This window comes from Croceicoccus mobilis (genome assembly GCF_001661965.1).
GTDB lineage: Bacteria > Pseudomonadota > Alphaproteobacteria > Sphingomonadales > Sphingomonadaceae > Croceicoccus > Croceicoccus mobilis.
The window spans coordinates 123628-148406 of sequence record NZ_LYWZ01000027.1; the positions used below are offsets into that span (position 1 = coordinate 123628).

Below are 24779 nucleotides of genomic sequence, written 5' to 3' on the forward strand. Positions count from 1 at the left end.
ATCCGTATATTGGAGTCGTTCGCACAGGCTTCCCTCATGGCCTTGCGGACTGGTGCGTTTAACCGCACCACCTCCCTGAACCTTGACCACCTCGTGCCCCGTGCACGGGGTGGTTTTTTATTGCGATGACACCGGTTGCTATTCGGCAGCGTCCGCCAGCGGCCAGCCCGCCGCCACGCCCATGCCCGAAAGCAGCACTGCAAGATCGCGCGCCAGCGCCGCGACGATATCGGATTCATGTGCGATCGCGTCATCATCCGGGCGCCCTTCCCCGTCGAGATAGCGGGCGCGGTCAATCTCAAGCTGCAGCGCATGAATACCGCCGCGCGGATCGGCATGACGGTCAAGCACGTAGCCCCCCGCGTAAGGACGGTTATAGGCACTGCCGACACCGGCCCTGTTCAGGCATTCCATCGCGCAGGCCGCAATCGCCGATGCGCAGGATGTCCCGAAGCGATCGCCCACGACATGGGTCGCCTGCGGCAGACCGGCGCGGCGCGGCAGGCTTGGCATCGAATGCAGGTCGATCAGCATGGCATAGCCGTGCCGGTCGCGCAGGCGTGCAAGCTCTTGGGCAAGCTGGGCGTGATAGGGGACGTGAATGGCGGCGATGCGCCGCTCCGCTTCGGGCGCATTCATCGGCGCGCGCCATAATTCGCCGCTGCCCGACAAGCTGCGCGGAAACAGCCCCAGCCCGCGCCGCCAGCGCGGTTGCTGGCGTGGCAGCGCCCTGCCCGATGCGCCGGTTGCCGCAGCGCCGGCCCCGCTGGCAGGCAGTCCGCCGCGAAACATGCCGGGGTCGAGATCGCGCGTGTCACGGTTGAGATCGAGCATGGCGCGCGGCGCATGCGCGATCAGCAGGCTGGCACCGCAAGAAGCGGCGGCGGCGCGGCCCACCATGTCGATGAAGCGATCCTCCAGCCGGATGGCAGCCGCCTCGCCATGGCGCAGCCGGTCCATCAGCTCTGCGGGATAGGCGCGCCCGCCATGCGGCACCGCGATGAGAACCGGCGAGCCGACGCCATCTGGCCGGTGCAGCGTATAGGCAGGGCGCGACAGGCCCGGCACGCTCCCCCCGGACACCAGCGCCCCGTCATCGCCGGACCTCATGCCAAAGGCGGAAATGTCATGCTGCGCTGCGTCATCATCCATGACCCAAAGGCTGGTCGCTTGGCCGGTTCCCGTCAATGGCGCAAAAAGGCTTTTGTCCCGGCTTGCCCGCCGGTCATGTTCCAAAGGTGCACAGCATTTAGAAATTGGTCGAAATTTAACGGCGCCGGTTATACGACAGGGCAATGCAATAAGCGTCACCCGCTAACGAACTGCCGCCGCCGGGGTCGGCAGTGCCACGGGTGATGCACAAGGGGAATTTCATGATTCGCATCCTGCTGGCCGAAGACGAGGATTCGATGCGCACCTATCTCGCGCGCGCCCTCGAGAACGCCGGCTATGACGTCGTTGCCGTCGATCGCGGCACGCATGCCCTGCCCCTGCTGGTCAATGAACATTTCGATCTGCTGCTATCCGACATCGTGATGCCCGAAATGGATGGGATCGAGCTGGCGCAGCGCTGCGCCAAGGTTTCGCCCGCGACGAAAGTGATGTTCATCACCGGCTTTGCCGCCGTCACCATGAAGGCCAGCCGCGAAGCGCCGCAGGCCCGTGTGCTTTCCAAACCCTTCCACCTGCGCGACCTGGTGGCAGAGGTGGAGCGCCTGTTCGACGGGTCGATGGCCAATCACGGCCACTGATCCGGCAGCGTTTTTCGGACGACCCGAATTATTTTCGGGCGCGGATGATTTCGGGCTTGAACACATATCAAAGCGGCGCTAGTGGAGCGCCCCTGCCCGCCACGAGAGTGACGGGCCAGCATCGATGGTGCGGGCGTATAGCTCAGTGGTAGAGCACTATGTTGACATCGTAGGGGTCCCAAGTTCAATCCTTGGTACGCCCACCATCGAAGCGCTTTTTCAAAGAGATCGGATGACCACGCTGTAGCGCGCCACCCCATCGGGGCAGCGCGCTTTTTCGCGTTCAGGGCAGCAGTATCGTCGCGCCATGCGTCTCGCGCGCTTCCAGCTTGCGGTGCGCCTTCGCCGCTTCCTTCAAAGGAATACGCTGGCCGATATTCGAGACGACCACCCCATCGGCAATCATCTCGACAAGTCGTTTGGAACCAGCCTGAAAATCGTCCTTGTCCTCGTAATAATGCATCATCGTCGGGCGCGTGACGAAAAGCGAGCCATGCGCGGTGAGGTCGGTCATGGCGACGCCGGTGACGGGCCCGCTCGCATTGCCGAAGCTCACCACCAGCCCGAAGCGCCGGGCGGCCTTCAGCGTCAGCTCCCAAGTCTTGGCGCCGACGCCGTCGAAAACCACATCCGCACCTTTCCCGCCGCTCGCCTCGCGCACGGCTGACAACACTGCCTCTTCATCATAATCGGTGACCACATCGGCCCCTGCGTCCCGGGCAAGCTGACGCTTTTCGTCCGTGCTGGCGCTGCTGACGACGGTTGCGCCGATGTGTTTCAGCCAGCGGATCAGGATCTGCCCTGTCGCGCCGCCGCCTGCATGGACCAGCACGACATCGCCCGTCTTCACCTTCGCACAGCGTTCGATGAGAAATTCCGCGGTCGCGCCCTTCAGCATGAGCGAGGCCGCATCCTCGAAGCTTACCGCATCGGGCAGCTTTACCAGCCGGTCGGCCTTGATGATCCGCGCGCTGGAATAGGCGCCGACGCCCGACATGAAGACGGCGACGCGGTCGCCAGCCGCGACATTGGTGACGCCTGCGCCGACCTTCTCCACCGTTCCCGCCGCTTCCATGCCGAGGCCGGTCGGCAGGTCAAGCTTGTAAAGACCGGTGCGATGATAGGTGTCGATGAAGTTCACCCCCACCGCCTCGTTTTTCATCAGCACTTCGCCCTCACCCGGCTCGCCCAGTTCGACGGTTTCGAAACCGATGACTTCGGGTCCGCCGGTTTCACGGATAAGGGCCTGCACTGCCTGCATGATATTCATCTCCAAGGGCGCCGGCGCGCCGGATGACGCGCCTTCGGAAAGCGATCTGGGCACTGCGCGATGCCATGCAAAGCCGGCGCGGCGACAGCACGAGGTGCATATGGGGTCACCTGTGACTTATGAAAGCTGCCCGCATGCGCCCCTTGCGCATGGCGGGCGCTTTGCTAAGACCCGCCCGACTCATTCGTGCGCAGACGCCAGTACTGCGCTCCTCCCCATCTGTTACGAAAGAGAGCTGTAGGCCCATGGAGAAGATCAAGGTAATAAACCCGGTCGTCGAGATCGACGGCGACGAAATGACCCGGATCATCTGGGAATGGATCCGTGAACGCCTGATCCTCCCCTATCTCGACATTGATCTGAAATATTACGATCTGTCCGTCACCAAGCGTGACGAGACCGACGACCAGATCACCGTCGATGCGGCGAACGCGATCAAGGAATATGGCGTTGGCGTGAAATGCGCCACCATCACGCCTGACGAACAGCGCGTCGAGGAATTCGACCTTAAGAAGATGTGGCGTTCGCCCAACGGCACCATCCGCAACATCCTTGGCGGCGTGGTCTTCCGCGAACCGATCGTGATCTCGAACGTGCCGCGCCTCGTGCCCGGCTGGACCGATCCCATTGTCGTGGGCCGTCACGCCTTCGGCGACCAGTATCGCGCCACCGACACGCTGATCCCGGGCAAGGGCAAGCTGCGCCTCGTGTTCGATTCCGAAGATGGCCAGAACGACCTCGACCTCGAGGTGTTCGACTTCCCGGCACCGGGCGTCGCCATGGCGATGTACAACCTCGACGATTCGATCCGCGACTTTGCGCGCGCTTCGTTCAACTACGGTCTCGGCCTTGGCTGGCCGGTGTATCTGTCGACCAAGAACACGATCATGAAGGCCTATGACGGCCGCTTCAAGGATCTGTTCCAGGAAGTGTTCGACACCGAAGGCTTCAAGGAAAAGTTCGCCGAAGCGGGCATCACCTACGAACACCGCCTGATCGACGACATGGTCGCATCGGCGCTGAAGTGGTCGGGCAAGTTCGTATGGGCCTGTAAGAACTATGACGGCGACGTGCAGTCGGACACCGTGGCACAGGGCTATGGCTCGCTCGGCCTGATGACCTCGGTCCTGATGGCGCCCGACGGCAAGACGGTCGAGGCCGAAGCCGCCCATGGCACCGTCACCCGCCACTATCGCCAGCACCAGCAGGGCAAGGCGACCAGCACCAACCCGATCGCATCGATCTTCGCATGGACGCGCGGCCTGATGTATCGCGGCAAGTTCGACGAAACGCCGGAGCTGGTGAAGTTCGCCGAGACGCTGGAGCAGGTCTGCATCGAGACCGTCGAAAGCGGTTCGATGACCAAGGACCTCGCGCTCCTCATCGGTCCGGACCAGAGCTGGATGACGACCGAGCAGTTCTTCGAGGCGATCGTCCAGAACCTCGAAAAGAAGATGGCGAACTGGGCCTGATCTCGGCTCCATTTCGCATCTGATGCGTTAGGAAGGCACCGGCCCGCACCCGCGGCGCCGGTGCTTTCGCATTTCCGACCCGCCAAAAGCAGAGAATACCCCATGGCCAACACCCGCGCCCGCCTCGAAGTCCGCCAGGCCCAGGCCGGTGACGTTTCGGGCATCGCCGCCCTCGTCCGCCGCGTTTACGAAGACATGCCCGCCTATACGTTCGGCGAAATCCGCGGCCAGATGAACAATTTCGCCGAAGGCTGCTTCGTCGCCAAGCTCGATGGCAAGATCGTCGGCTATTGCGCATCCATGCGCCTGGCGCAGGGTCTGGCGTTCAGCCCCCACGACTGGGACGAGATTACCGGCAATGGCTTCGGTTCGCGTCATGATCCCACGGGCGACTGGCTTTATGGCTATGAGATGTGTGTCGACCCCAAGGTACGCGGCACCCGCATCGGCCGCCGCCTTTACGAAGAACGCCGTGCCTTGGCCGAAAGGCTGGAGCTGACCGGCATCGTCTTTGCGGGCCGCATGCCGAACCTCAGCCGTTTCTGGCGGCGCGTCGAAGGGCCGGAGGATTATCTCGACAAGGTGATCGAGGGGAAGCTGCACGATCCCGTTTTGCGCTTCCAGATGGCGAACGGCTTCGAACCCGACGGGGTGATGAAGGCGTATCTGCCCGAGGACAAGAAATCGAAGGCCTATGCCGTGCGCATGGTCTGGAAGAACCCCTTTGTCGACCGCGACCAGCCGACCAAGTTCCGCCTGCCCCGCGGCGTCGAGCAGGTGCGCATCGCCACCTGCCAGCTGCAGGCGCGGCAGGTGAAGGATTATGACGAATTCATGCGCGGCATCGAATATTTCGTCGACGTCGCCGCCGATTACGAAGCGGACTTCATCCTCTTCCCCGAATTGTTCACCCTGCCCCTCCTTTCCTTCGCCGAAAAGGAGCTGAGCCCGCAGGAGGCGATCGAGGCGCTGAGCTGGTACACGCCCAAGATCCGCAAGGCGCTTTCCAAAATGGCGCTGGAATACAACATCAACATCATCGGCGGTTCGCACCCCACCCGCATGGAGGACGGCGACATCCACAATGTCGCCTATGTCTGCCTTCGCGATGGCTCGATCCACGAACAGGAAAAGATCCACCCCACTCCGAACGAGGATTACTGGTGGAACATCAAGGGCGGCGATTCCATCGACGCGATCCAGACCGATTGCGGCCCGATCGGCGTGCTGATCTGCTATGACAGCGAATTCCCCGAACTCGCCCGCCGCCTTGTCGACGAAGGCGCGCGCATCATTTTCGTGCCCTTCTGCACCGACAGCCGTCAGGGCTATCTGCGCGTGCGTTATTGCGCGCAGGCGCGGGCCATCGAGAACCAGTGCTATGTCGTGATGGCGGGCAATGTCGGCAATCTGCCGAACGTGGGCAATATGGACATTCAATATGCCCAGTCCTGCATCCTGACCCCGTGCGATTTCCCCTTCGCGCGCGACGGTATCGCCGCAGAGGCATCGGAAAACGTGGAAACGCTGACGATCAGCGACGTGAACCTTGCCGATTTGTCATGGGCGCGCGCCGAAGGGACGGTGAAGAACCTCGCCGACCGGCGCTTTGACCTTTACCACATCGAATGGGACGGCAAGGTCGGCAAGCCCGCGCCCGATGGTGAGCCACGCGGCCACCACCAGCACAGCGAACCTTTGGGCACCCGAACGCCCGGCGGCGGGTGATGCGTCAGCCGCTCAGTCCGCCGCCAGCGCCAGTTTGCGCGCACGGCGGCGGCGGCAGCAGCGGCAAGCGAACAGCAGGATGGCAAGGTTGATGGCAGGCGCGACGATCGCCGGGATCGGCCCGCCCAGCCCTGCCTTGTCCGCTAGCCAGTTCCACGGCAAGCCCAAAGGCAGCAGGAACACGCCCGATAGCGGATCCTGCTCCTGCCCGAACAGGCCGAAGGTGCCGATGATCAAAAGCGCGAAGGCCGCCACGTAAAGGGCAATGAACGCGCCGCAGACGATCCTCATCCGCCGACCACCAGCGCATCGGGAATGACATAGCTCTCTGGCCCGAAGGTGATGATGCTTTCGTCGATATTGCGGTCGACCTTGAAATCCCATCCGGCAGAGCCATCGGCCTGCGCGCTATCGGCGCCATAAGGGGTGGTGCCGCGGAAAAAGATCGCGCGCTTGCGGCCATCGGGCTTGGTCACCTCGACCAGCGTGGTGCCATCCTCGCCCCAGCCCCGGATGACACCTGCGTTGCAGTCGTTCTCTCCGCAAGAGATGATGGCGGTGGCGTGGTAATCAGTGCCCGGCACCAGCGCGTCGGGCATTTCCCCGACCATGGGGCCGTTCTCGCCCATGGCTTCCATGCCGGCGTTGGCATCGCCCATCGGGATCGAAACCAGCGTCACGCCATCGATGGTCGCGGCGATATTCCCGTCCAATGCCTCGGCATCGGCTTCGGTCGGGCAGCCGACCAGCATGGCGCTGTCATCGAGATAATTCACGGTCGCCGCGCTTTCGCCAAGGCGGCGGCACGGATCGCCAGCAGCCGGATAGCCATCGCCCATCGGCGACAGGCTGGCAGGAAAGGCGAACTCCGGCGCCGCGGGCTCGGCCTCTGTGCCCGAACCGCAGGCGGCAAGCAGGAAAACGGGCGCGGCCAGCGACAGCCGCGCGACATTACGCATAATTTCAGTCATTTCGAACATCCCCCAACGCTCGATTCCTTCAATGCTGAAGTTCCTAACGCATTTTTTTCGGTTTGTCGCGTTAGAGGCCCCACAGTCAGCCTTTTCTCAAGATGTTATTGCAACTGACTTGCATTAGCTTATTTTGCATGAAACAACGACATCCCAAGCGAAGGAGACACAATGTATCGATTCCTCGACAGGCCGCTCAGCGAGATCGACGCTGGCGGGCAACTGCTGGTCAAGGCCATGCGCGGCTGGGTGATGGCGGTGGCAGAGCGCAAATGCCCGGCCGATGCGATCACGCCGATGTTTCTGGACAAGCGCCTTGTCGGCGCGATCGGCCCGTTCCACCGCGCACTGATGGCGATGGCGGTTCACGCAAAGCTTCAACTGGGCTTTGCGCGCGCCTGCTGCCCCTGCGTGGCAGAGGGCGAGGCGCTGATGCTGGCCATGCTTTCGAACCGGCAGGACCGTGATGCCAATGCCAGCCGCCTTGTCGGCGAGGTGCATGCCCCCGCCCTCGTCCAGTCGCTGGCGGAACTGGACGCGGCGCTGGCCGTGGCGGGGCTCTCGGCGGGGCTGGCGGCGGGCGCTCCCGACAATCGGTAAGCGCCCGCACGTATGCCATCAGGCGATGGCGGGCAGCTTTTCGAGATGCTTGTCGAGCGTGATGGGATAGTCGCGCACGCGCACGCCGGTGGCGTTGTAGATCGCATTGGCAATCGCCGCGCCCACGCCGCACAGGCCCAGTTCGCCCACGCCCTTCGCCTTCATGGGGGAAGACTTCTCGTCCACCTCGTCAAGGAAGACCACTTCCTGATGCGGGATGTCGAGATGCACGGGCACTTCATATCCGGCGAGGTCGTGATTGACGAAGAAGCCGAAACGGGTGTCGACCGCCATATCCTCCATCAAGGCCGCGCCCGCGCCCATGGTCATCGCGCCGATAACCTGGCTACGGGCCGATTTCGGGTTCAGGATGCGCCCTGCCGAACACACCGCCAGCATGCGCTTGATGCGCGATTCGCCGGTATAGGCGTTCACAGCGACCTCGACGAAATGGCCGGCAAAGGTCGATTGCTTGTAGCGTTCGCCGATGTCGCCATATTCGATCCCGTCCTCAGCCACCAGCTCGCCATCGGCAGCCGCATCGCTCAGGGCCACGGCATTGCCGCCAGACCGGATCTCGCCTTCATCGAAATCGACATCCGCGGCGTTGAACCCGACCTTGTCCGCGGCCATTTCGCGCAGCTTCACACAGGCGGCATAGACACCGGCGGTGGAGTTGTTGGCGCCCCACTGCCCGCCCGAACCGGCCGATGCAGGGAAATCGGAATCGCCAAGGGTCACCTCGACCGCCTCCAGCGGCAGGCCCATCATTTCCGCCGCCGTCTGGGCAAGGATCGTGTAACTGCCGGTACCGATGTCGGTCATGTCGGTTTCGACCACCAGTCTGCCGCCCGGCTTCAGCCGAACGCGCGCTGCCGATTTCATCAGCAAATTGTCGCGAAAGCCCGCCGCCATGCCGATGCCGGTCAGCCACTCGCCATCGCGCTTGCCGCCCGGTTTCGGATATTTGCCGCCTTCGGGCCAGCCGAATTTCGCCGCACCTTGCTGCAGGCATTCAACCAGATGCCGCTCGCTGAAGGGGCGCGAAGGCTTGGTCGGATCGACCTGCGTGTCATTGATGACGCGCAGTTTCACCGGACACATGTCGAGCGTCTCGGCCAGTTCGTCCATCGCCATTTCCAGCGCCATCATGCCCGGTGCCTCACCCGGCGCACGCATCGCGTTCGCTTCGGGCAGGTCCATCTCGGCAAGATGGAGATTGGTGTAGCGATTGGGCGAGGCATAAAGGAACTGCGTCTGCGCGGTCGAACCTTCGGTATCGCCGCCGGGCAGATTGCCATTGGTGCTGATGTGACGGATCGCGGTCAGCTTGCCGTCCTTTTCGGCCCCCAGCGATATTGACTGGATCGTCGCGGCGCGGTGGGTGGTGTTGTTGAAGATCAGCGGACGCTGCAGCATCACCTTGACCGGCTGGCCGACCTGCTTCGCCCCCAATGCCGCCACGACCGCATCGGCGCGCAGGAACAGCTTCGATCCGAAACCGCCGCCAAGGAAGGGCGAATCGACACGCACCTGATCCTGTTCGATACCCAGCACCCCGGCGAGCGCCATCTTGTTCCACTGGATCATCTGGTTCGATGTCCAGATCGTCACGTGGTCGCGGCCATCGTCCGTCTTTTTCCATGCAGCGATGGTCGCATGCGGCTCCATCATCGAATGGCTTTCGGCAGGCGTCGTATAGCGCGCCTCGTGCTTTACCGGCGCGCTGGCCCATGCGGCATCGAAATCGCCATAAGAGACCTCTTTGCCATCGGCGGGCGGCGCGGACGGAGCCAATGCCTCTAGATCGAAACGCCCGTCTTCGCGCGCATAATCGACGCGGATCAGCGCGGCAGCCGCACGGGCCTGCTCGAACGTCTCGGCCATGACCATGGCGATGGCCTGATGGTAATGCTGAATCTGCGGCCCGCCGAACAGGCTGGCCGTGTTGAAGTTCGATTTCATCGGATCGTGATCCAGCGTAGAGACCACGCCCTTCACGCCCGGCGCGTTCTGCGCATCGGTCAGGTCCATCGACTTGATGCGCCCCTTCGCGATGGCCGAACCGAGGATATAGCCATATAGCTGACCCTCTGCGACATCATGCCGTTCATAGGCATAAGGTGCCTGGCCCGTGGTCTTCAAAGGGCCGTCGATGCGGTTATACGCCTTGCCCACGACCTTCATGCGGTCGATCGGGTTCTTTCCTGCGGGATTGTCGAATTTCATGCTGCAGCTCCTTTGCTGCGCGCCTCGGCCAGAACGGCGGCAAGCGTTCGCTCCACCAACGGGACCTTGAAGGCGTTGTGTTCGGTTGTCTTCGCGCCCTGCGTCAGCACCTGCGCCGCGGCGCTGGCACCATTGCGCAATTGCGCGTCGGCAGCTGTGCTGCGCCACGGTTTCGCGCCGATCCCGCCCACGGCGAAACGGCCCGTGCCATCGGGCTGGATCACGGCGGCAACCGATACCAGCGCAAAGGCATATGACGCGCGGTCGCGGACCTTGCGATACAGATGCGTGCCGCCCAGCGGTTTGGGCAGGGTCACGGCGGTGATCAGCTCGCCCGCCTCCAGAACATTGTCCTTTTCAGGCGCGCTTTCCCATGTGCGGTGGAAATCGGCGATGGGAATGGCGCGGGTCATGCCATCGGGCTTCACCGTTTCGACCACAGCATCGAGCACGCGCATGGCCACCGCCATGTCGCCCGGATAGGTGGCGATGCACTGATCGCTTACCCCCATGATGCCCAGCTGGCGCGAATAGCCGTGCAGCGCGCCGCAACCCGAATCGGGGCTGCGCTTGTTGCACGGTTGATTGGTGTCATAGAAATAGGGGCAACGCGTGCGCTGCAGCAGATTGCCGCCCGTCGTCGCCTTGTTCCGAAGCTGGCCCGAAGCACCCGCCACGATCGCGCGCGTCAGCACCCCGTAATCGCGGCGCACCCGCTGATCGGCGGCCAGAGCCGTGTTCGACACCAGCGCGCCGATGCGCAGGCCGCCCTCCTCGGTCTCGCTGATCTCGTCCAGACCAAGGCCATTCACGTCGACCAGATGCGTCGGCACCTCGACCTCGATCTTCATCAGGTCGATGAGGTTCGTTCCGCCCGCGATGAATTTCGCGCCCTTGGTCCCGGCCACCGCACTCGCGGCAGCGGCGGGCGAGCTTGCACGTTCGTAGGTAAACGCCCTCATGCCTGCTCTCCCGCGACTTGCGCCATGGCTTCGTGGATATTGGAATAGGCCCCGCAGCGGCAGATATTCCCGCTCATGCGTTCGCGCATTTCCAGCTCGGTCGCTTCGAACCCGCCAGTGATGTCGTCGCTGACATGGCTGGGGATGCCCGCCTTGATTTCCTCCAGCACCGAAACGGCAGAGCAGATCTGCCCCGGCGTGCAGTAACCGCACTGATATCCGTCATGCTCGACGAATGCGGCCTGCATCGGGTGCATGTCCTCGGGCGTGCCGAGCCCTTCGATCGTGGTGATCTCGTCGCCTTCGTGCATCACCGCGAAAGAGAGGCACGAGTTGATGCGCTCTCCATTCACTATAACGGTGCAGGCACCGCACTGGCCGTGGTCGCAGCCCTTCTTGGTGCCGGTCAGCTTCAGATGTTCGCGCAATGCGTCGAGCAGGGTGACGCGCGTGTCGAGCGCGAGCGAGCGGTCCTGTCCATTTACAGAAAAGCTTACCTGCTCGTTCGGCACATTGGCGGGGGCGGCCTTGCCCTGCGCCGCGACGGGCCGGGCCGCCGTCATGGCAGCCGATGCCGCGCTGGTCGCGAGCATGGAGCGACGCGATAGTGGCAGGAATTTCTTGCGGGGTTCATTCATGATCTCATGTCCGGGGAAGAGGGATCGGGTCAGGGAATCGTCATAACCGTTGCGCCTGGCAGATGATGGTCGATCCGCTATCGGGGGTCAGGCGCACATCATAGGGTACATTTCGATACAATGCATCCTTGATGGTTTCGTTGCAAAGGCAGAACAGAAATTCACGGGAAACTGCGGCAATCGCTGGCCAGAGTGCAAATAATTGGCCTTTGTGTGAATTCGGCGCTTGACCCTCTGGAAACACACTCCTAAAGGCGCAGTCCGCACCACGGAGGCCCCTTCGTCTAGCGGTTAGGACGCGGCCCTTTCACGGCTGAAACACGGGTTCGATTCCCGTAGGGGTCACCAAGGTGCGGTTTATGCCTGGCCTCGATAGAGGCTCTGCCCATCGGCATGACGCCCCAGGCTCAGGCCCCTTCGTCTAGCGGTCAGGACGCGGCCCTCTCACGGCTGAAACACGGGTTCGATTCCCGTAGGGGTCACCACCTCGTGATTTGCGGCTCCCACTCTGCACACTGCAACCGTAGGCGATGTCGGCCAATCACCGACGTCGATCCGCGCCGCTACCCCAAAGGGGTATGCCCACATCCCGGACAGCCAATCTTCCGCAAAGGCCATGACAGTAACGCGCGGGAAATAGCTGCAAGAGTGATGTACCTGCGAATCGCCATGGCTGAAAGCCTTGCCCTCCCCGAACCCGGATACCGGCGCGCAAGGATCGCCGAACGGGATCCCCCTTTAGCCCGATGAGTCTTTTGCGCCGTTAACTTTTTGCCCCGTCATCTGCTAGGCTGCCGCCTTCGCATAGGGGGCGTAATCATGCTGACGCGGGAAATTCCGTGCCGCCACTGCGGCGCAACCGGCTATGTCGCCGGGCGTATTGCCTGCCCGCATTGCGGGGGCCGCGGCTTCGGCGTGTCGGAATATGCCAGCCTGCGCCGTTCGGGCATGCTGCGGGTCCGCGACGGCCACGGGCACGGCAATCGCCGCCTCTTCGCCTTCTTCCTGTGCGCCATCGGACTCGTCATCACGATCCTCGGGCTGGCAGCGCGCGAACAGTCCTTGCAAGTACTGGGCGTTGCCATGGCGGGTTTTGCGCTGTTCCTGCTGGTGGGGGCGCAGGCGATCGCAGGGCTGGCCAGATTCACGCGCTCGCGCGGGGCGCGCATCGCGATCTGCGCCTGCCTGTGCGCGATAACCGCGCTGGTATTGCTATCCGGCGCCTGAAATACTGATTTTCAAATCCTGAACCCTGAAATTCTGAAAAAATCCGGCCTATTTTGAACAATTACGCAGAATTTTTCGAAATAGCTGATTTGGCTCAATTTAAGTCGCAATGCCCCGATAAGGGGACCAATCCATTCGACAAATCTTCAGAATTATGCATCATGGTTTCCGCCAAAAGCACAAAAAAGCGGGGCAAATAATGGCAGAAGAGGGAGCGTTTTCGGTTTCCGCGGCCGACTTCGTAAGAGCATTTTCGAAATGGCGTGAGCAGGCGAACCGCGATCCGGTCTTCGTCACGAACCATGGCCGCACGACGCATGTAATGCTTTCGACGCAGGCTTACGAACGCCTTGTCTCGGGTGAAGAGCAGCGCGAACGCGGCGACGAGGTCGTCGACATGGCCGAATGGATCGACGAGGCCGTTCTGCTGTGTGACGGCAATCTGAAGATCCTTTTCGCCAACCGCGTCGCCAGCGCCATCTGCCGCAGACCTGCGCGCGAATTGATCGGGCAGATCCTGAACGAAGCACTTCCCGAAGTCGCCGGTTCGCTGCTCGACGTGCATGCCCGCCGCACCGTCGTCGGCGGAGAGCCCAGCGCGGCCGACATCCCCTCGCCCTTTACTGAAAATGCCTGGCTACGGTTCCAGTGCTTTCCGCTGGGCAGTCGCAATGTTATCATTTTCCGCGACATTACCGAAGATGTTCAACGCTATCGCCTTGCCGATGTGAAAAGCGCGATCCTTTCGGCGATGGCGATTCACGGGACCATCGGCTATGTTCGCGTATCGGTTCGCGGCACCATCGACCGCGTCGACGATCCTTTCTGCCAGATGCTCGAACTGCCCGAAGCGCGCCTGCTTGGTGTGCAGCTCGTCGATCTGGTCGCGATGGAACGGCGCGCCGAATTCCGCGAGGCACTGGAAGCCGTGCTGCGCGGGCGCGACCCGCGCAATTTCCGCAGCCAGTTCCTGTCGAACAAGGGCACGCTGATCGATGTGACGATCTCGATCGTCCAACTGCATGGCGCCTATGGCGCGGAAGGGGCGATCGTGCTGCTGACCCCGGTGCAGAGCGGCGAGCAGCCTGCCCGCCTGCGCGCCTGAGACTGCCTGAGACAGTAGACGGGGTTCCGGTCTGACGCATGGCCGCCATGTCCGGCCGGTCAACATGCCGCGCGGTCGAAAACGCATATCGCATCGCCGCATTGCATAAAGGTCGCCGGACAGGGGTGCCGGCTGGCCGTATCTCCGCGCACCGCCCCAGTGGAGTGCCCCCAGTGGAATGCTTCAGTGGACCGCCCAGATGCAGTGTATGCGCATCGCCACTGGTCACCCGTGAAAGCGGACATTATGGCGATGCCCCGATGACCTGCGCCGAATCGCCCTGCCCTCATTTTCGTACCGGCCCGCATTTTCGCACTGGTAAGATCCCTGCCGCGGAGTGGGCGCAATGAAGTTCGAAAGCCTGCCATGGGGCGGATTGCTGCTGGCTCTGCTGGGTGCGGGCGCCGTGATGCAGGTTTCGGGCAACTTCGTGCTGGCGGGCGCGGTGCTGCTGGTGTGGATCTGTTCGCTGCTGCTGCGCCGGGTGGAACCGCCGCCCCCGCCTCCGCCCCCGCCGCGCGGCACGCTGCTTCCCGAACAGACCCGCGAATTGATCGAAGTGCTGACCCAGCCCTATCTGATGATGGAAAAGGGCCGCATCACCATCGCGAACAAGGCCGCGCGCGATGTGCTGGGCCCGCATATCATCCAGCAGGACGCACGCGTCGCGATCCGCCATCCCGAAGCCGTGCGCCTGCTGGAGCGGGCCGAGGGCGGCACCGCCACGATCAAGGGCCTGTCGGGCCCGCGCTCGATCTGGGAAGTGTCGATGCGCCCGGTCGACAGCGAGCGGACCACGATCGAACTGGTGAACCGCACGGCAGAGGCCGACATCAGCCGCGCCCATACCGATTTCGTCGCCAATGCCAGCCATGAACTGCGCACGCCGCTCGCCTCGATCATCGGCTATGTCGAAACGATGCTGGAAGCAGAAGGCGACGATGCGCCGCCGATGAAGCCCGAAACCCGCCTGCGCTTCCTGTCGACCGTTGCCAAGGAGGCCCGCCGCCTGCAGGCGCTGGTCGAGGACCTGATGAGCCTGTCGCGCGTCGAGGCAGGCAAGCACGACCTGCCCCCGACCGTGCTGGACCTTCGCGATCTGGCAGAGCAGGTCGCGTCCTCGATGATCACTCTCCATGGCAAGGACCGGATCGTCCTCGACGCCGATCCGCGCCCGATGCCGGTGCGCGGCGACCACCAGCAGCTTGACCAGCTGATGCGCAACCTGATCGAAAATGCGCTGAAATACGGCTCGAAGAGCGAGCCGGTACGCGTCGCGGTCAAGAAGGACGAGCGCAATCTCGTCCTCACTGTCACCGACAGCGGCGAAGGCATCGCGCCCGAGCATCTGCCGCACCTCACCCGCCGCTTCTATCGTACCGATCCGGGCCGCAGCCGCGCGGCGGGCGGGACCGGGCTTGGCCTTGCCATCGTCAAACATATCGTGGAACGCCATCGCGGCAGGCTCGACATCGAATCCACCCTGGGCGTCGGCACCACCATCACCGTGCGAATCCCGCGTCACGTGGATGAAGCAAAAGCCGCCGAGGGCACCGCCCGCGCAAATTGATTCGCGAAGGCCCGGCTTCGTAAAATCCCGGATTCACGCACGAATGATGCGTATTCACCCTCGTCCAGAGCTTTGACATGGCAGTGACACAAACTGTCACAAAAGAGTCACCGAAGCCTCCTAGGGGCCGTCGCACCTTGGTCATGGACCGGTCATAAAAGTGTCACGAGCGATGTCTGCAAAGAGCCTCTTCGTTGCATCCCTGATGGGGTGCACCGCCCTCCTTACCCCCTCCGCCGCCATGGCGCAGGACAATGCGCCATCCGTCAGCGAAGAGCTGGCACAGATGCGCGCCGCGATGGCAGCGATGCAGAGCCGCATCGACCAGCTGGAAGAGCAGCTGGCGGAATCCAAGGTGCAGCAGGCAGAGACGGCCCAGACCGCCGCCGCCGCCAGCGCCGCCGCGCAGGCCGCGACCCAGACCGCCGAAGCCGCGAAGTCCGACACCACCGTCAAGTGGAAGGGCGCACCCGAAATGGAGAGCAAGAGCGGCTGGAGCTTCAAGCCGCGCGGCCGCCTGAACTATGACGCGGTTGCCGTCTCCGCCCCCTCCTCTACCGGCCATGATGACGGTTTCTCGACCGAAGCGCGCCGCGTGCGTATCGGCGCATCGGGCGATGTGCCGGGCGGTTTCGGCTACAAGCTGGAAGTGAACTTCGCCGAGAACGAGGCCGAAGTCACCGACGCGATCCTCACCTATGAGGACAAGGGCCTGACCATCACCGCGGGCCAGCACAACGCGTTCCACGGGCTTGAGGAAATGTCGAGCTCGCTCTTCACCTCCTTCATCGAGCGCACCGCCTTTACCGACGCCTTCAACCTGCAGCGCCGCATCGGCCTGTCGGCGCAGTACCAGGCGGGTGACATCCTGCTGCAGGGCGGCGCTTTCACGCACAACATGAACGACGATGCCGACCAGCAGGGCGGCGGCGATGCGCGCGTCGTCTACAGCCCGAAGATGGGCGAGACGCAGCTGCACTTCGGCGGCTCGTTCCACTACACCAATCTCGACAACACCGATAACACCGTGCGCTATCGCCAGCGTCCCGAGGTTCACGCGACCTCCACCCGCTTCGTCGACACCGGCAATTTCGAGGCGACGAGCGAAACCGGCTATGGCGTCGAAGCCGCCGCGATCATGGGCCCGTTCCACGTCGCGACCGAAGGCCGCTGGCAGAAGGTTTCGCGCCCCGGCCTTGCCGATCCCACCTTCTTCGGCGGCTATGTCGAGGCCGGCTTCTTCCTGACCAAGGGCGATCACCGCACTTACAAGAAGGGCATCTTCGACCGCGTGAAGCCCGCCAATCCGGTCGGCAAGGGCGGCATGGGCGCGCTGCAGGTCAATGTGCGTTACGATTATCTCGACCTGACCGACGCGGGCATCGTGGGCGGCACGCAGAACCAGTATGACATCTCGCTCATCTGGACGCCGACCGATCACACCCGCCTGCTGTTCGGCTATGCCCATATCGAGCTTGACGATGCCGTATATCCGACCGCTTCGGGCAGCACCTCCTATGGCGTCGACAGCTTTGGCGCGCGCGCGCAGATCGATTTCTGAATCCGCATGACGCACCGGGCAGGCGGGGCGGGCCATCCGCCTGCCTGCCCGGACGCGCAAAGAAATCTCCCAGCCTTCACAATCCGTTCCCGGCCCGGGTGGTCATTGTCACGCGGCTGTCATAAGCAGCCCATAATGGCCCGGGCATCTCAAGAGGAAAAAGACCTATGCGTATCGTGAAACCCCTTCTCCTCGCCGCCATGGCGACCACCGCCCTTGCCGCATGCGGCAGCCCGCAGACCGCCGGGCGCGACCAGATCAAGGCCGTCGGTTCCTCGACCGTCTATCCCTTCGCCAAGGCCGCTGCCGAGGAATTCAGCCGCACCTATCCCAGCTATGGCTCGCCGATCATCGAATCGACCGGCACCGGCGGCGGCTTCAAGCTGTTCTGTGGCGGCGTCGGCGTGCAATATCCCGACATCGCCAACGCATCGCGCCGCATCAAGCCGGGCGAACTGGAAACCTGCAATGCCAATGGCGTGACCGAAGTCGTCGAACTGCAGGTCGGCAAGGATGGCATCGCCATCGCCGAATCGAAGGAAGGCCAGAACTTCCAGCTTACGCCCAAGCAGGTCTATGAGGCGCTCGCCGCCGAACCCTATGGCAAGCCGCAGACCGCCAAGAACTGGTCGGACATCGACCCCTCTTTCCCGAACGAGCCGATCCTCGTCTATGGCCCGCCGCCGACCTCGGGCACGCGCGACGCGCTGGCCGAACTGATTCTGACCGCAGGCTGCGAAAGCGACCCCGCGACCGCCGCGATCAAGGACGAGGACAAGGACCGTTTCGAGCAGATCTGCACCGAGGTCCGTTCGGATGGCGCCTATGTCGAGCAGGGCGAGAACGACAATCTCATCGTCCAGAAGCTGGCCACCAACCCCAAGGCGATCGGCGTTTTCGGCTATTCCTTCCTCGAGGAAAATTCCGACAAGCTGCGCGGCCTTTCGCTGGGCGGTTTCGAGCCGACCTATGAAAACATCGCCAGCGGCGATTATCCCGGCGCGCGTCCGCTCTACATCTACATCAAGAAGCAGCATCTCGATGCTGTCCCGGGCCTGAAAGAATATATCTCGACCTGGGTTGAAAATTGGGGCAAGGACGGCCTGTTCACGAGCAAGGGCATGATTGCCTCGACTCCGGAAGTCGCCGCTCGTAATGCCGACGTCGCATCGAACATGACGGTGCTGACTGCCGCCGACCTGCAGACAAGCGAACCGGAAAGCTAAGCTTCAAGCAAACCCATGTCTCCTGCCATTCTTGTCCTCCTCGCCCTCGGCCTTGGTCTTGCCGGGTGGATCGCCGCTCGTTCAAGAGCCTATGCGCTGAGCGCGAAGGAGGGCAAGCGGCTGCATTCGCTGCCGAGCTATCACGCATGGTACGTGGGACTATGGGCCTTTGTCCCTGCGGTCATCGTCGCCCTCATATGGTCGGCGGTGAGCCCGCAGCTGGTGCTTGCAGCGATGCTGTCCGATCCCGCGGCAGCATCGCTTCCGGCTTTCGGCATGACCCGCAATTCGATCCTGGGCGAGGCTTTGGGCGTTGCCAGCGGATCGATGCAGGCCGTATTCGATCAGCGCGCCGCCGCCTTGGTCGAACCGGCCCGCGCGGCCATGACCAAATACACGATCATCGGCGTCGTGCTGACGCTTGTCGTCGGCTTTATCGGCGGCGCATGGTCCTTCCTGAAGCTGCGCCCCGATTTCACCGCCCGCACCCGGGTGGAGCGCATGGTGATGGCGCTGCTGCTCATCGCCTCGCTCGTCGCGATCTTCACGACCTTTGGCATCCTCGCCTCGCTGATCTTTGAAACCGCGCGGTTCTTCGGGATGATCAACCCGATCGACTTCCTGTTCGGCACCCACTGGTCGCCCGATCCGATGCGCGATCCCGCCTTCGCCAATGGTGAGGATTACGGCGCGCTACCGCTGTTCTGGGGCACGATCTATATTGGCGCGATCATCGCCATGCTGGTCGCGATCCCGCTTGGCATGGGCAGCGCGATCTATCTCACGCAATATGCCTCGCCCACGCTTCGCAAATGGATGAAGCCGATCCTCGAGATCCTCGCCGGCGTGCCGACGGTGGTCTATGGCTATTTCGCCGCGCTGACGGTCGCGCCCTTCATCCGCGACGTGGCGCAGGGCATCGGCATTTCCAGCGCTTCGAGCGAAAGCGCATTGGCCGCAGGTCTGGTGATGGGCGTGATGATCATTCCCTTCGTCTCCTCGATGGCAGACGATTCCATTGCCGCCGTGCCCGCCGCCATGCGCGATGGCAGCCTTGCCATGGGCGCAACCCAGTCGGAAACGATCCGCCGCGTGCTGGTGCCCGCCGCCCTTCCCGGCATTGTCGCGGGCGTGATGCTGGCTGTGTCGCGCGCGATTGGTGAAACGATGATCGTGGTGATGGCCGCGGGCGCATCGGCCAATCTGTCGGCCAACCCGCTGGAGAGCATGACCACCGTCACCTACCAGATCGTCGCCATGCTGACGGGCGAAGGCAGCTTCGACCATCCGGCGACCCTGTCCGCATTCGCACTGGGCATGGTGCTGTTCGCCGTGACCCTCGCCCTCAACTTCATCGCGCTGCGCGTGGTGAAACGTTACCGCGAAGCATACGAGTAAGAGCGATGAGCCAAGCTGCAGATCTCGCATTCGAGGAACAGCGCCGCATCCGGGGCGAGCGGGCCAATGCGCGCATCGCCAAACGTTACGCGGCAGAGCGCCGCTTCAAGCTGCTGGCCATGCTGTCGGTCGTGGTATCGGCGGGCGTGCTGGTCGTGCTGCTGATCGCCATGACGTCCAGCGGGCTTGCCGGCTTCACGCGTAGCGAAATCGACGTCACCATCGACTTCCCCGAAATGGGCCTGTCGATCGACCCTGCCGCACTGGAGGGCGAAAACGCCGAAAACGCTCTGCGCACCGCGGGTCTGCCCGACATCCTGCAATTCGCAGCAACCCAGCAATATGGCCCCGAAATCGCGGCCGAAGTCGGCGGCAGCGCATCGCGCGATCTTGCGAAAAAGATCGTGTCCGACCCTGACATGCTGGGTGAAACGGTCACCGTCTCGCTGCCCGTCAGCGAGGACCTTGCCGCCGCCGCCCGCGGCGAAGGGCCCGAGGAATTGCGCGCCGTCGCCGACCGCCTGCAGGCAGAGGGCCAGCTTGGCCGCAAGATCGACTGGGGCTTCCTGGCCCGCGCCGACGCGACCGACCCGCAGGAAGTGGGCATCTGGGGCGCGCTGAAAGGCTCGCTGCTGACCATGGCAGTGACACTGGTGCTCGCCTTCCCGATCGGCGTTCTGGCTGCCGTCTACCTTGAGGAATACGCACCCAAGAACAAGTGGACCGACATCATCGAGGTGTCGATCAACAATCTTGCCGCCGTACCCTCGATCATCTTCGGCCTGCTGGGTCTCGCGGTGTTCCTGTGGATCTTCCCGAACCTGCGCTCGGCCCCGATCATCGGCGGCATGACGCTGGCACTGATGACGATGCCGGTCATCGTGATTTCGGGCCGCAACGCGATCAAGTCGGTGCCGCCCTCGATCCGCGACGGCGCATTGGCCATTGGCGCTTCGCCGGTGCAGGTGGTGTTCCACCACGTGCTGCCGCTTGCCCTGCCCGGCATCCTGACCGGCACGATCATCGGCATGGCCCGCGCATTGGGCGAAACCGCGCCGCTGCTCATGATCGGCATGCGTGCCTTCGTCGCCTCGCCGCCCGATGGCTTCACCTCTCCTTCCAGCGTTCTTCCCGTCCAGATCTTCCTCTGGTCGGACGAGATCGATCGCGGCTTCGTGGAACGGACATCGGCAGCCATCATCGTACTGCTGCTATTCCTGCTGGTCATGAACGGCCTGGCGATCTACTTGCGGAACAAGTTCGAAAGGCGCTGGTAAGTCCAGTGACGTCGATATGAAGATGAACATGATGGAACCCAACACGGCAGAGGCCGAAACCGCAGGCGATGCACCCAGCCCGAAGATCTCGGCGCGGGACGTGTCGGTCTATTACGGTGAGAAGAAGGCGATCGACAATGTCTCGATCGATGTCTTCACGCGCTATGTGACCGCCTTCATCGGCCCGTCGGGCTGCGGCAAGTCGACCTTCCTGCGCACTCTCAATCGCATGAACGACACGATCTCCAGCGCCCGCGTGGATGGTGAGATCCTGCTGGACGGCGAAGACATCTATCGTTCCAAGATGGACGTGGTGCAGCTGCGCGCGCGTGTCGGCATGGTGTTCCAGAAGCCGAACCCGTTCCCGAAGTCGATCTATGAAAACATCGCCTACGGCCCGCGCATCCACGGCATTTCGTCGACCAAATCGGAACTCGACGGCATCGTCGAACAGTCGCTGCAGCGCGCAGGCCTGTGGAACGAGGTGAAGGACCGGCTGAACGATTCGGGAACGGCCCTGTCGGGCGGCCAGCAGCAGCGCCTGTGCATCGCGCGCGCCATCGCGGTCGATCCCGAAGTCATCCTGATGGACGAACCCTGCTCGGCACTGGACCCGATCGCCACTGCGCGTATCGAGGAACTGATCGACGAATTGCGCGGCCGTTATGCCATCGTGATCGTCACCCATTCCATGCAGCAGGCCGCCCGCGTGTCGCAGCGCACCGCCTTTTTCCACATGGGCAATCTGGTGGAATACGGAAAGACGAGCGATATCTTTACCAATCCCCGCGAAGAGCGGACCAAGGATTACATCACGGGGCGTTACGGCTAAGCCATGGAACATACGGTCAAGGCCTTCGAGGAAGACATCACCCGCCTGCGCGGGCTTATCGCCGAAATGGGCGGTCTCGCCGAATTGTCGGTGCAAGAGGCGCTGGAAGCCATCGTCAATGGCGATGAAGAGCTGGGCCAGCGCGTCATCACCCGCGACAAGGAAATCGACGCGCTCGAGATGGAGATCGACCGTCTTGCCGTTCGGACCATCGCCCTGCGCGCGCCGATGGCCGACGACCTGCGCGAAGTCATCGCCGCGCTGAAGATCGCGGGCGTGGTCGAACGCATCGGCGATTATGCAAAAAACATCGCCAAGCGCGTCAACCGGATCGAGGGCCGACGCCGTTTCGAACCGCTCGCCATGATCCCCGAAATGGGCGAGGTCGCGGTCGAGATGGTGCATGACGTGCTGACCGCCTATGCCGCGCGCGACCCGCTGCTGGCCAAGGAAGTGATCGCCCGCGATGCCCGCGTCGATGCGTTTTACGACAGCATCTTCCGCAATGTGGTGACCCACATGGTCGAGAACCCGGCCACCATCGGCAGCGCGGCGCAGCTATTGTTCATTGCGCGCAATATCGAACGCGTCGGCGACCATGCGACCAATGTGGCCGAGATGGTCCATTTCGCGGCCACGGGCGTCTATCCGCCCGACCGCGACGCCAGCGGCAATTGAACCGCTGCGAAAATCCGGAACTTTGCAGAACCCGATATTTGCACACCCGATATTTACACAGGGGCCAGACGATTGTCTGGCTCTTGTCATATGGCGGTAATAATATGCGTGTGAAGGTTCAGACCAGAACTGCCACAACCGGGATATGACCGCCGTGCCCGCACCGCGCCTGCTGCTTGTCGAAGACGACCTCTCGCTTGCCGAACTGCTGCAATATCGTTTTGAGGCGGAGGGCTATGACGTGGCCGTCACCGGCGACGGGGACGAGGCGCTTTTGCTGGCCGAAGAGCAGACCCCCGATCTCGTCATCCTCGACTGGATGGTCGAGGGTACCAGCGGGATCGAAATCTGCCGCCGCCTGCGCCGCGACAAGGAAACGGCGCATGTGCCCATCGTCATGCTGACCGCCCGCGGGGGTGAAGACGACCGCATCCGCGGGCTCGACACCGGGGCTGACGATTACATCACGAAACCCTTTTCCCCGCGCGAACTGATCGCCCGCGTCGGCGCGGTGCTGCGCCGCGTGCGCCCTGCCCTTGCCGGCGAAATGCTGGAAGTGGGCGACATCAGGCTGGACGCTACCAGCCACAAGGCGACCCGCCGCGGCCAATCGCTTCACCTCGGCCCCACCGAATTTCGCCTGTTGCGCTTTTTCATGGAGCACCCCGGACGCGTATTCAGCCGCAACCAGCTTTTGGACGCGGTGTGGGGCAATGGCAGCGATATCGAACTGCGCACGGTCGACGTGCATATTCGCCGCCTTCGCAAGGGCTTGACCGTGGAAGGGTCGAAAGACCCCGTACGCACCGTGCGGTCCGCCGGTTATGCGTTCGAAGCGGCCTAAGGATAATCCCGGCCTCACATAGTTGACTTATAGTTGCCTCAGGCCCAGCCTCGCCAAATCGGGGCAATAATTCCGATTCCATTTAAGTAATATCGGCGCCCCGATGGCAGCCCGTACGTTTCGTACGGGCCCGAAACCGGGGGAGTGATAATGAAATTTCCGAAAGCTTTTACGCCGCTGCTTGCGGCGTCACTGGCGTTTACTTCGCCTAATGCTGCATCTGCACAAAGCGAGATGCCCTTCACGAGCGCCGACTATGTCGAAGTGACCGGCGTCACCATCGATGACGGCCATGGCCTCGAATATGCGAACTTCCTCGCCGAAAACTGGGTTAAGGACCAGGCATTCGCCAAATCGAAGGGCTGGATCACCGGCTATGAGGTGCTGGTCAACAGCTTCCCGCGCAAGGGGGAGCCGGACGTCTATCTCATCACCCGCTGGGCCGAATGGGCAACGCCCGCAGACGAAGAGGCCCGCGCCGCCGCCTATCGCGAGTACAAGGCCAAGTCGATGACCGACCTGCAAAAGGAATCGGGCATGCGCGCCGAATACCGCCATGTCGAAAGCTCGATGCTGCTGCGAGCGATGACCCCGCGCAATTAGTCCCTGCGCGTGGGGATGCGGGCAGGCGGATCGAAGCCCTCGCCTGCCCGCCTTCACGACGACTGCACCCTAGCGGCAGACGCTGCCGAAACTGCGATCCGCCTGATCGAGGTGGAAGTGATCTTCGTGCAGGGCGTTGTAATCCGGCGAAAGCACGGTGCCGAACACATCGCAGGCCCCATCGCGGATCTGGTGCAGGAAACGGGCCTTGGGCGCATCGCCGTCCCAGTCGCCGGTCAGGGTGATGCGCGTGCCGTCCTCCAGCACAAATGCGGCGATGTCGATCGCATTGGCGCCCGAATGCTCGCTCCATGTCGTGGTCGATCCGCGGATCGGACGGCAGCTATAGGTGCCGTAATGCTCCATGCGGGCGATGCGGCTGCCCATGATCTCTTCCGCCGCGGGCTGGGCCCGATGTTTCAGCCACCACGCCATCGCGCCTGCGACGGCGCAGCTCATTTCCGGCTGGCCCGGAGCCAATGACAGGCCGCGCTCCGCATCGGTGGCAAGCCGCAGCCGGTCGTCCCGCCGGCACGCGCCCTCCCCCGACGTCTCCAGTTCGGTAAAGCCGATGTCGGCGCGCGACAGAACATCGCGGCACATCACCGGATTGCCGCGCATGGCAGCGAGCTTCGTGCCGGTCGCCCATCCTTCCCGGGCGTCGATTTCCAGCGGGGCGGCGGGGTTGTGCTCGGGGTGATCCTGCAGCCAGCGCCAGCCGTAAAGGCCGCCACCTGCCAGCACGGCCAGAACCAGCAGCGGGCCGATCGCCCTGCGGATGCCGCCGTTTCTTTTCCTGCGCCGTGAACTGGTCTTGCGTTTGCGGGGTTTTGCCAT

The 24779-nt window shown here is 63.1% G+C and carries 23 protein-coding genes and 3 tRNA genes; 18 read left to right on the plus strand and 8 right to left on the minus strand.

Annotation, left to right across the window (positions count from 1 at the left end; translation table 11 throughout):
• Window positions 1-138: 138 nt before the first annotated feature.
• On the minus strand, window positions 139-1152 hold the full coding sequence (locus A9D13_RS16985; protein ID WP_229665305.1) for an N-formylglutamate amidohydrolase: 1014 nt from the start codon (window positions 1150-1152) through the stop codon (window positions 139-141).
• Between the two features lie 221 nt (window positions 1153-1373).
• On the opposite strand from A9D13_RS16985, the gene cpdR reads away from it, so the two are divergent.
• Both cpdR and A9D13_RS16995 read left to right on the plus strand, forming a co-directional pair.
• The gene (gene cpdR / locus A9D13_RS16990) at window positions 1374-1751 is read left to right on the plus strand and encodes a cell cycle two-component system response regulator CpdR (protein WP_066776391.1); all 378 of its coding nucleotides are present in this window, start codon (window positions 1374-1376) and stop codon (window positions 1749-1751) included.
• 131 nt (window positions 1752-1882) lie between these two features.
• Window positions 1883-1957: transfer RNA gene (locus A9D13_RS16995), tRNA-Val, on the plus strand.
• A gap of 77 nt (window positions 1958-2034) precedes the next feature.
• Here the strand turns inward: A9D13_RS16995 and A9D13_RS17000 are convergent.
• Entirely contained in the window at window positions 2035-3012 is a 978-nt protein-coding gene (locus A9D13_RS17000; RefSeq protein ID WP_066776769.1) for a quinone oxidoreductase family protein, read from the minus strand.
• A 254-nt stretch (window positions 3013-3266) separates the two neighbouring features.
• On the opposite strand from A9D13_RS17000, the gene A9D13_RS17005 reads away from it, so the two are divergent.
• Both A9D13_RS17005 and A9D13_RS17010 read left to right on the plus strand, forming a co-directional pair.
• On the plus strand, window positions 3267-4493 hold the full coding sequence (locus A9D13_RS17005; protein ID WP_066776394.1) for an NADP-dependent isocitrate dehydrogenase: 1227 nt from the start codon (window positions 3267-3269) through the stop codon (window positions 4491-4493).
• Between the two features lie 102 nt (window positions 4494-4595).
• Window positions 4596-6221 (plus strand): bifunctional GNAT family N-acetyltransferase/carbon-nitrogen hydrolase family protein, encoded by a 1626-nt coding sequence (locus tag A9D13_RS17010; protein ID WP_066776397.1) that lies wholly within the window; start codon window positions 4596-4598, stop codon window positions 6219-6221.
• A gap of 12 nt (window positions 6222-6233) precedes the next feature.
• Here the strand turns inward: A9D13_RS17010 and A9D13_RS17015 are convergent, their stop codons facing one another.
• Window positions 6234-6512, minus strand: coding sequence for a hypothetical protein (locus A9D13_RS17015; RefSeq protein ID WP_066776399.1), 279 nt, complete (start codon window positions 6510-6512; stop codon window positions 6234-6236).
• A complete protein-coding gene (locus A9D13_RS17020) occupies window positions 6509-7192 on the minus strand; it encodes a hypothetical protein (RefSeq protein ID WP_066776771.1) in 684 nt (227 codons plus the stop codon). The genes A9D13_RS17015 and A9D13_RS17020 overlap by 4 nt, the downstream gene beginning before the upstream one ends.
• A 171-nt stretch (window positions 7193-7363) precedes the next feature.
• On the opposite strand from A9D13_RS17020, the gene A9D13_RS17025 reads away from it, so the two are divergent.
• Entirely contained in the window at window positions 7364-7792 is a 429-nt protein-coding gene (locus tag A9D13_RS17025) for a hypothetical protein (RefSeq protein ID WP_066776402.1), read from the plus strand.
• Between the two features lie 18 nt (window positions 7793-7810).
• Here the strand turns inward: A9D13_RS17025 and paoC are convergent, their stop codons facing one another.
• The 3 genes from paoC to paoA are packed head-to-tail and all read right to left on the minus strand — an operon-like array spanning window position 7811 to window position 11621.
• Window positions 7811-10021 (minus strand): aldehyde oxidoreductase molybdenum-binding subunit PaoC, encoded by a 2211-nt coding sequence (gene paoC, locus A9D13_RS17030; RefSeq protein ID WP_066776405.1) that lies wholly within the window; start codon window positions 10019-10021, stop codon window positions 7811-7813.
• Window positions 10018-10983: an FAD binding domain-containing protein gene (locus tag A9D13_RS17035; RefSeq protein ID WP_066776408.1), complete on the minus strand. Its 966-nt coding sequence runs from the start codon at window positions 10981-10983 to the stop codon at window positions 10018-10020. The genes paoC and A9D13_RS17035 overlap by 4 nt, the downstream gene beginning before the upstream one ends.
• Window positions 10980-11621, minus strand: coding sequence for an aldehyde dehydrogenase iron-sulfur subunit PaoA (gene paoA / locus A9D13_RS17040; protein ID WP_066776410.1), 642 nt, complete (start codon window positions 11619-11621; stop codon window positions 10980-10982). The genes A9D13_RS17035 and paoA overlap by 4 nt, the downstream gene beginning before the upstream one ends.
• Before the next feature lie 273 nt (window positions 11622-11894).
• Between paoA and A9D13_RS17045 the strand changes: the two genes are divergently transcribed.
• From A9D13_RS17045 to A9D13_RS17105, 13 genes are all read left to right on the plus strand, one after another.
• Window positions 11895-11969: transfer RNA gene (locus A9D13_RS17045), tRNA-Glu, on the plus strand.
• Window positions 11970-12031: 62 nt separating this feature from the next.
• Window positions 12032-12106: transfer RNA gene (locus tag A9D13_RS17050), tRNA-Glu, on the plus strand.
• A 334-nt stretch (window positions 12107-12440) separates the two neighbouring features.
• Window positions 12441-12848 carry a hypothetical protein gene (locus tag A9D13_RS17055; RefSeq protein ID WP_066776412.1) on the plus strand — a complete coding sequence of 136 codons (408 nt, stop codon included), beginning with the start codon at window positions 12441-12443 and terminating at the stop codon, window positions 12846-12848.
• Between the two features lie 199 nt (window positions 12849-13047).
• Window positions 13048-13953, plus strand: a complete 906-nt coding sequence (locus A9D13_RS17060; RefSeq protein ID WP_066776775.1) for a PAS domain-containing protein — start codon at window positions 13048-13050, stop codon at window positions 13951-13953.
• A 346-nt stretch (window positions 13954-14299) separates the two neighbouring features.
• Window positions 14300-15523 carry a sensor histidine kinase gene (locus A9D13_RS17065; protein ID WP_066776777.1) on the plus strand — a complete coding sequence of 408 codons (1224 nt, stop codon included), beginning with the start codon at window positions 14300-14302 and terminating at the stop codon, window positions 15521-15523.
• 172 nt (window positions 15524-15695) lie between these two features.
• Complete coding sequence (locus A9D13_RS17070) at window positions 15696-17084, plus strand: OprO/OprP family phosphate-selective porin (protein WP_066776414.1); 1389 nt, start codon at window positions 15696-15698, stop codon at window positions 17082-17084.
• Between the two features lie 167 nt (window positions 17085-17251).
• Window positions 17252-18310, plus strand: a complete 1059-nt coding sequence (locus tag A9D13_RS17075) for a substrate-binding domain-containing protein (RefSeq protein WP_066776417.1) — start codon at window positions 17252-17254, stop codon at window positions 18308-18310.
• Window positions 18311-18325: 15 nt separating this feature from the next.
• Window positions 18326-19708, plus strand: coding sequence for a phosphate ABC transporter permease subunit PstC (pstC, locus tag A9D13_RS17080; protein WP_066776421.1), 1383 nt, complete (start codon window positions 18326-18328; stop codon window positions 19706-19708).
• A gap of 5 nt (window positions 19709-19713) precedes the next feature.
• Window positions 19714-20985 (plus strand): phosphate ABC transporter permease PstA, encoded by a 1272-nt coding sequence (pstA, locus tag A9D13_RS17085; RefSeq protein ID WP_066776424.1) that lies wholly within the window; start codon window positions 19714-19716, stop codon window positions 20983-20985.
• A gap of 28 nt (window positions 20986-21013) precedes the next feature.
• Window positions 21014-21817, plus strand: a complete 804-nt coding sequence (gene pstB / locus A9D13_RS17090) for a phosphate ABC transporter ATP-binding protein PstB (protein WP_066776780.1) — start codon at window positions 21014-21016, stop codon at window positions 21815-21817.
• Between the two features lie 3 nt (window positions 21818-21820).
• On the plus strand, window positions 21821-22495 hold the full coding sequence (phoU, locus tag A9D13_RS17095; protein ID WP_066776428.1) for a phosphate signaling complex protein PhoU: 675 nt from the start codon (window positions 21821-21823) through the stop codon (window positions 22493-22495).
• A 154-nt stretch (window positions 22496-22649) separates the two neighbouring features.
• On the plus strand, window positions 22650-23339 hold the full coding sequence (gene phoB / locus A9D13_RS17100; protein WP_066776783.1) for a phosphate regulon transcriptional regulator PhoB: 690 nt from the start codon (window positions 22650-22652) through the stop codon (window positions 23337-23339).
• A 150-nt stretch (window positions 23340-23489) separates the two neighbouring features.
• Window positions 23490-23942 (plus strand): hypothetical protein, encoded by a 453-nt coding sequence (locus tag A9D13_RS17105; RefSeq protein WP_066776430.1) that lies wholly within the window; start codon window positions 23490-23492, stop codon window positions 23940-23942.
• Window positions 23943-24011: 69 nt separating this feature from the next.
• Here A9D13_RS17105 and A9D13_RS17110 read toward each other — a convergent pair whose 3' ends face one another.
• Window positions 24012-24779 (minus strand): extensin-like domain-containing protein, encoded by a 768-nt coding sequence (locus A9D13_RS17110; protein WP_066776432.1) that lies wholly within the window; start codon window positions 24777-24779, stop codon window positions 24012-24014.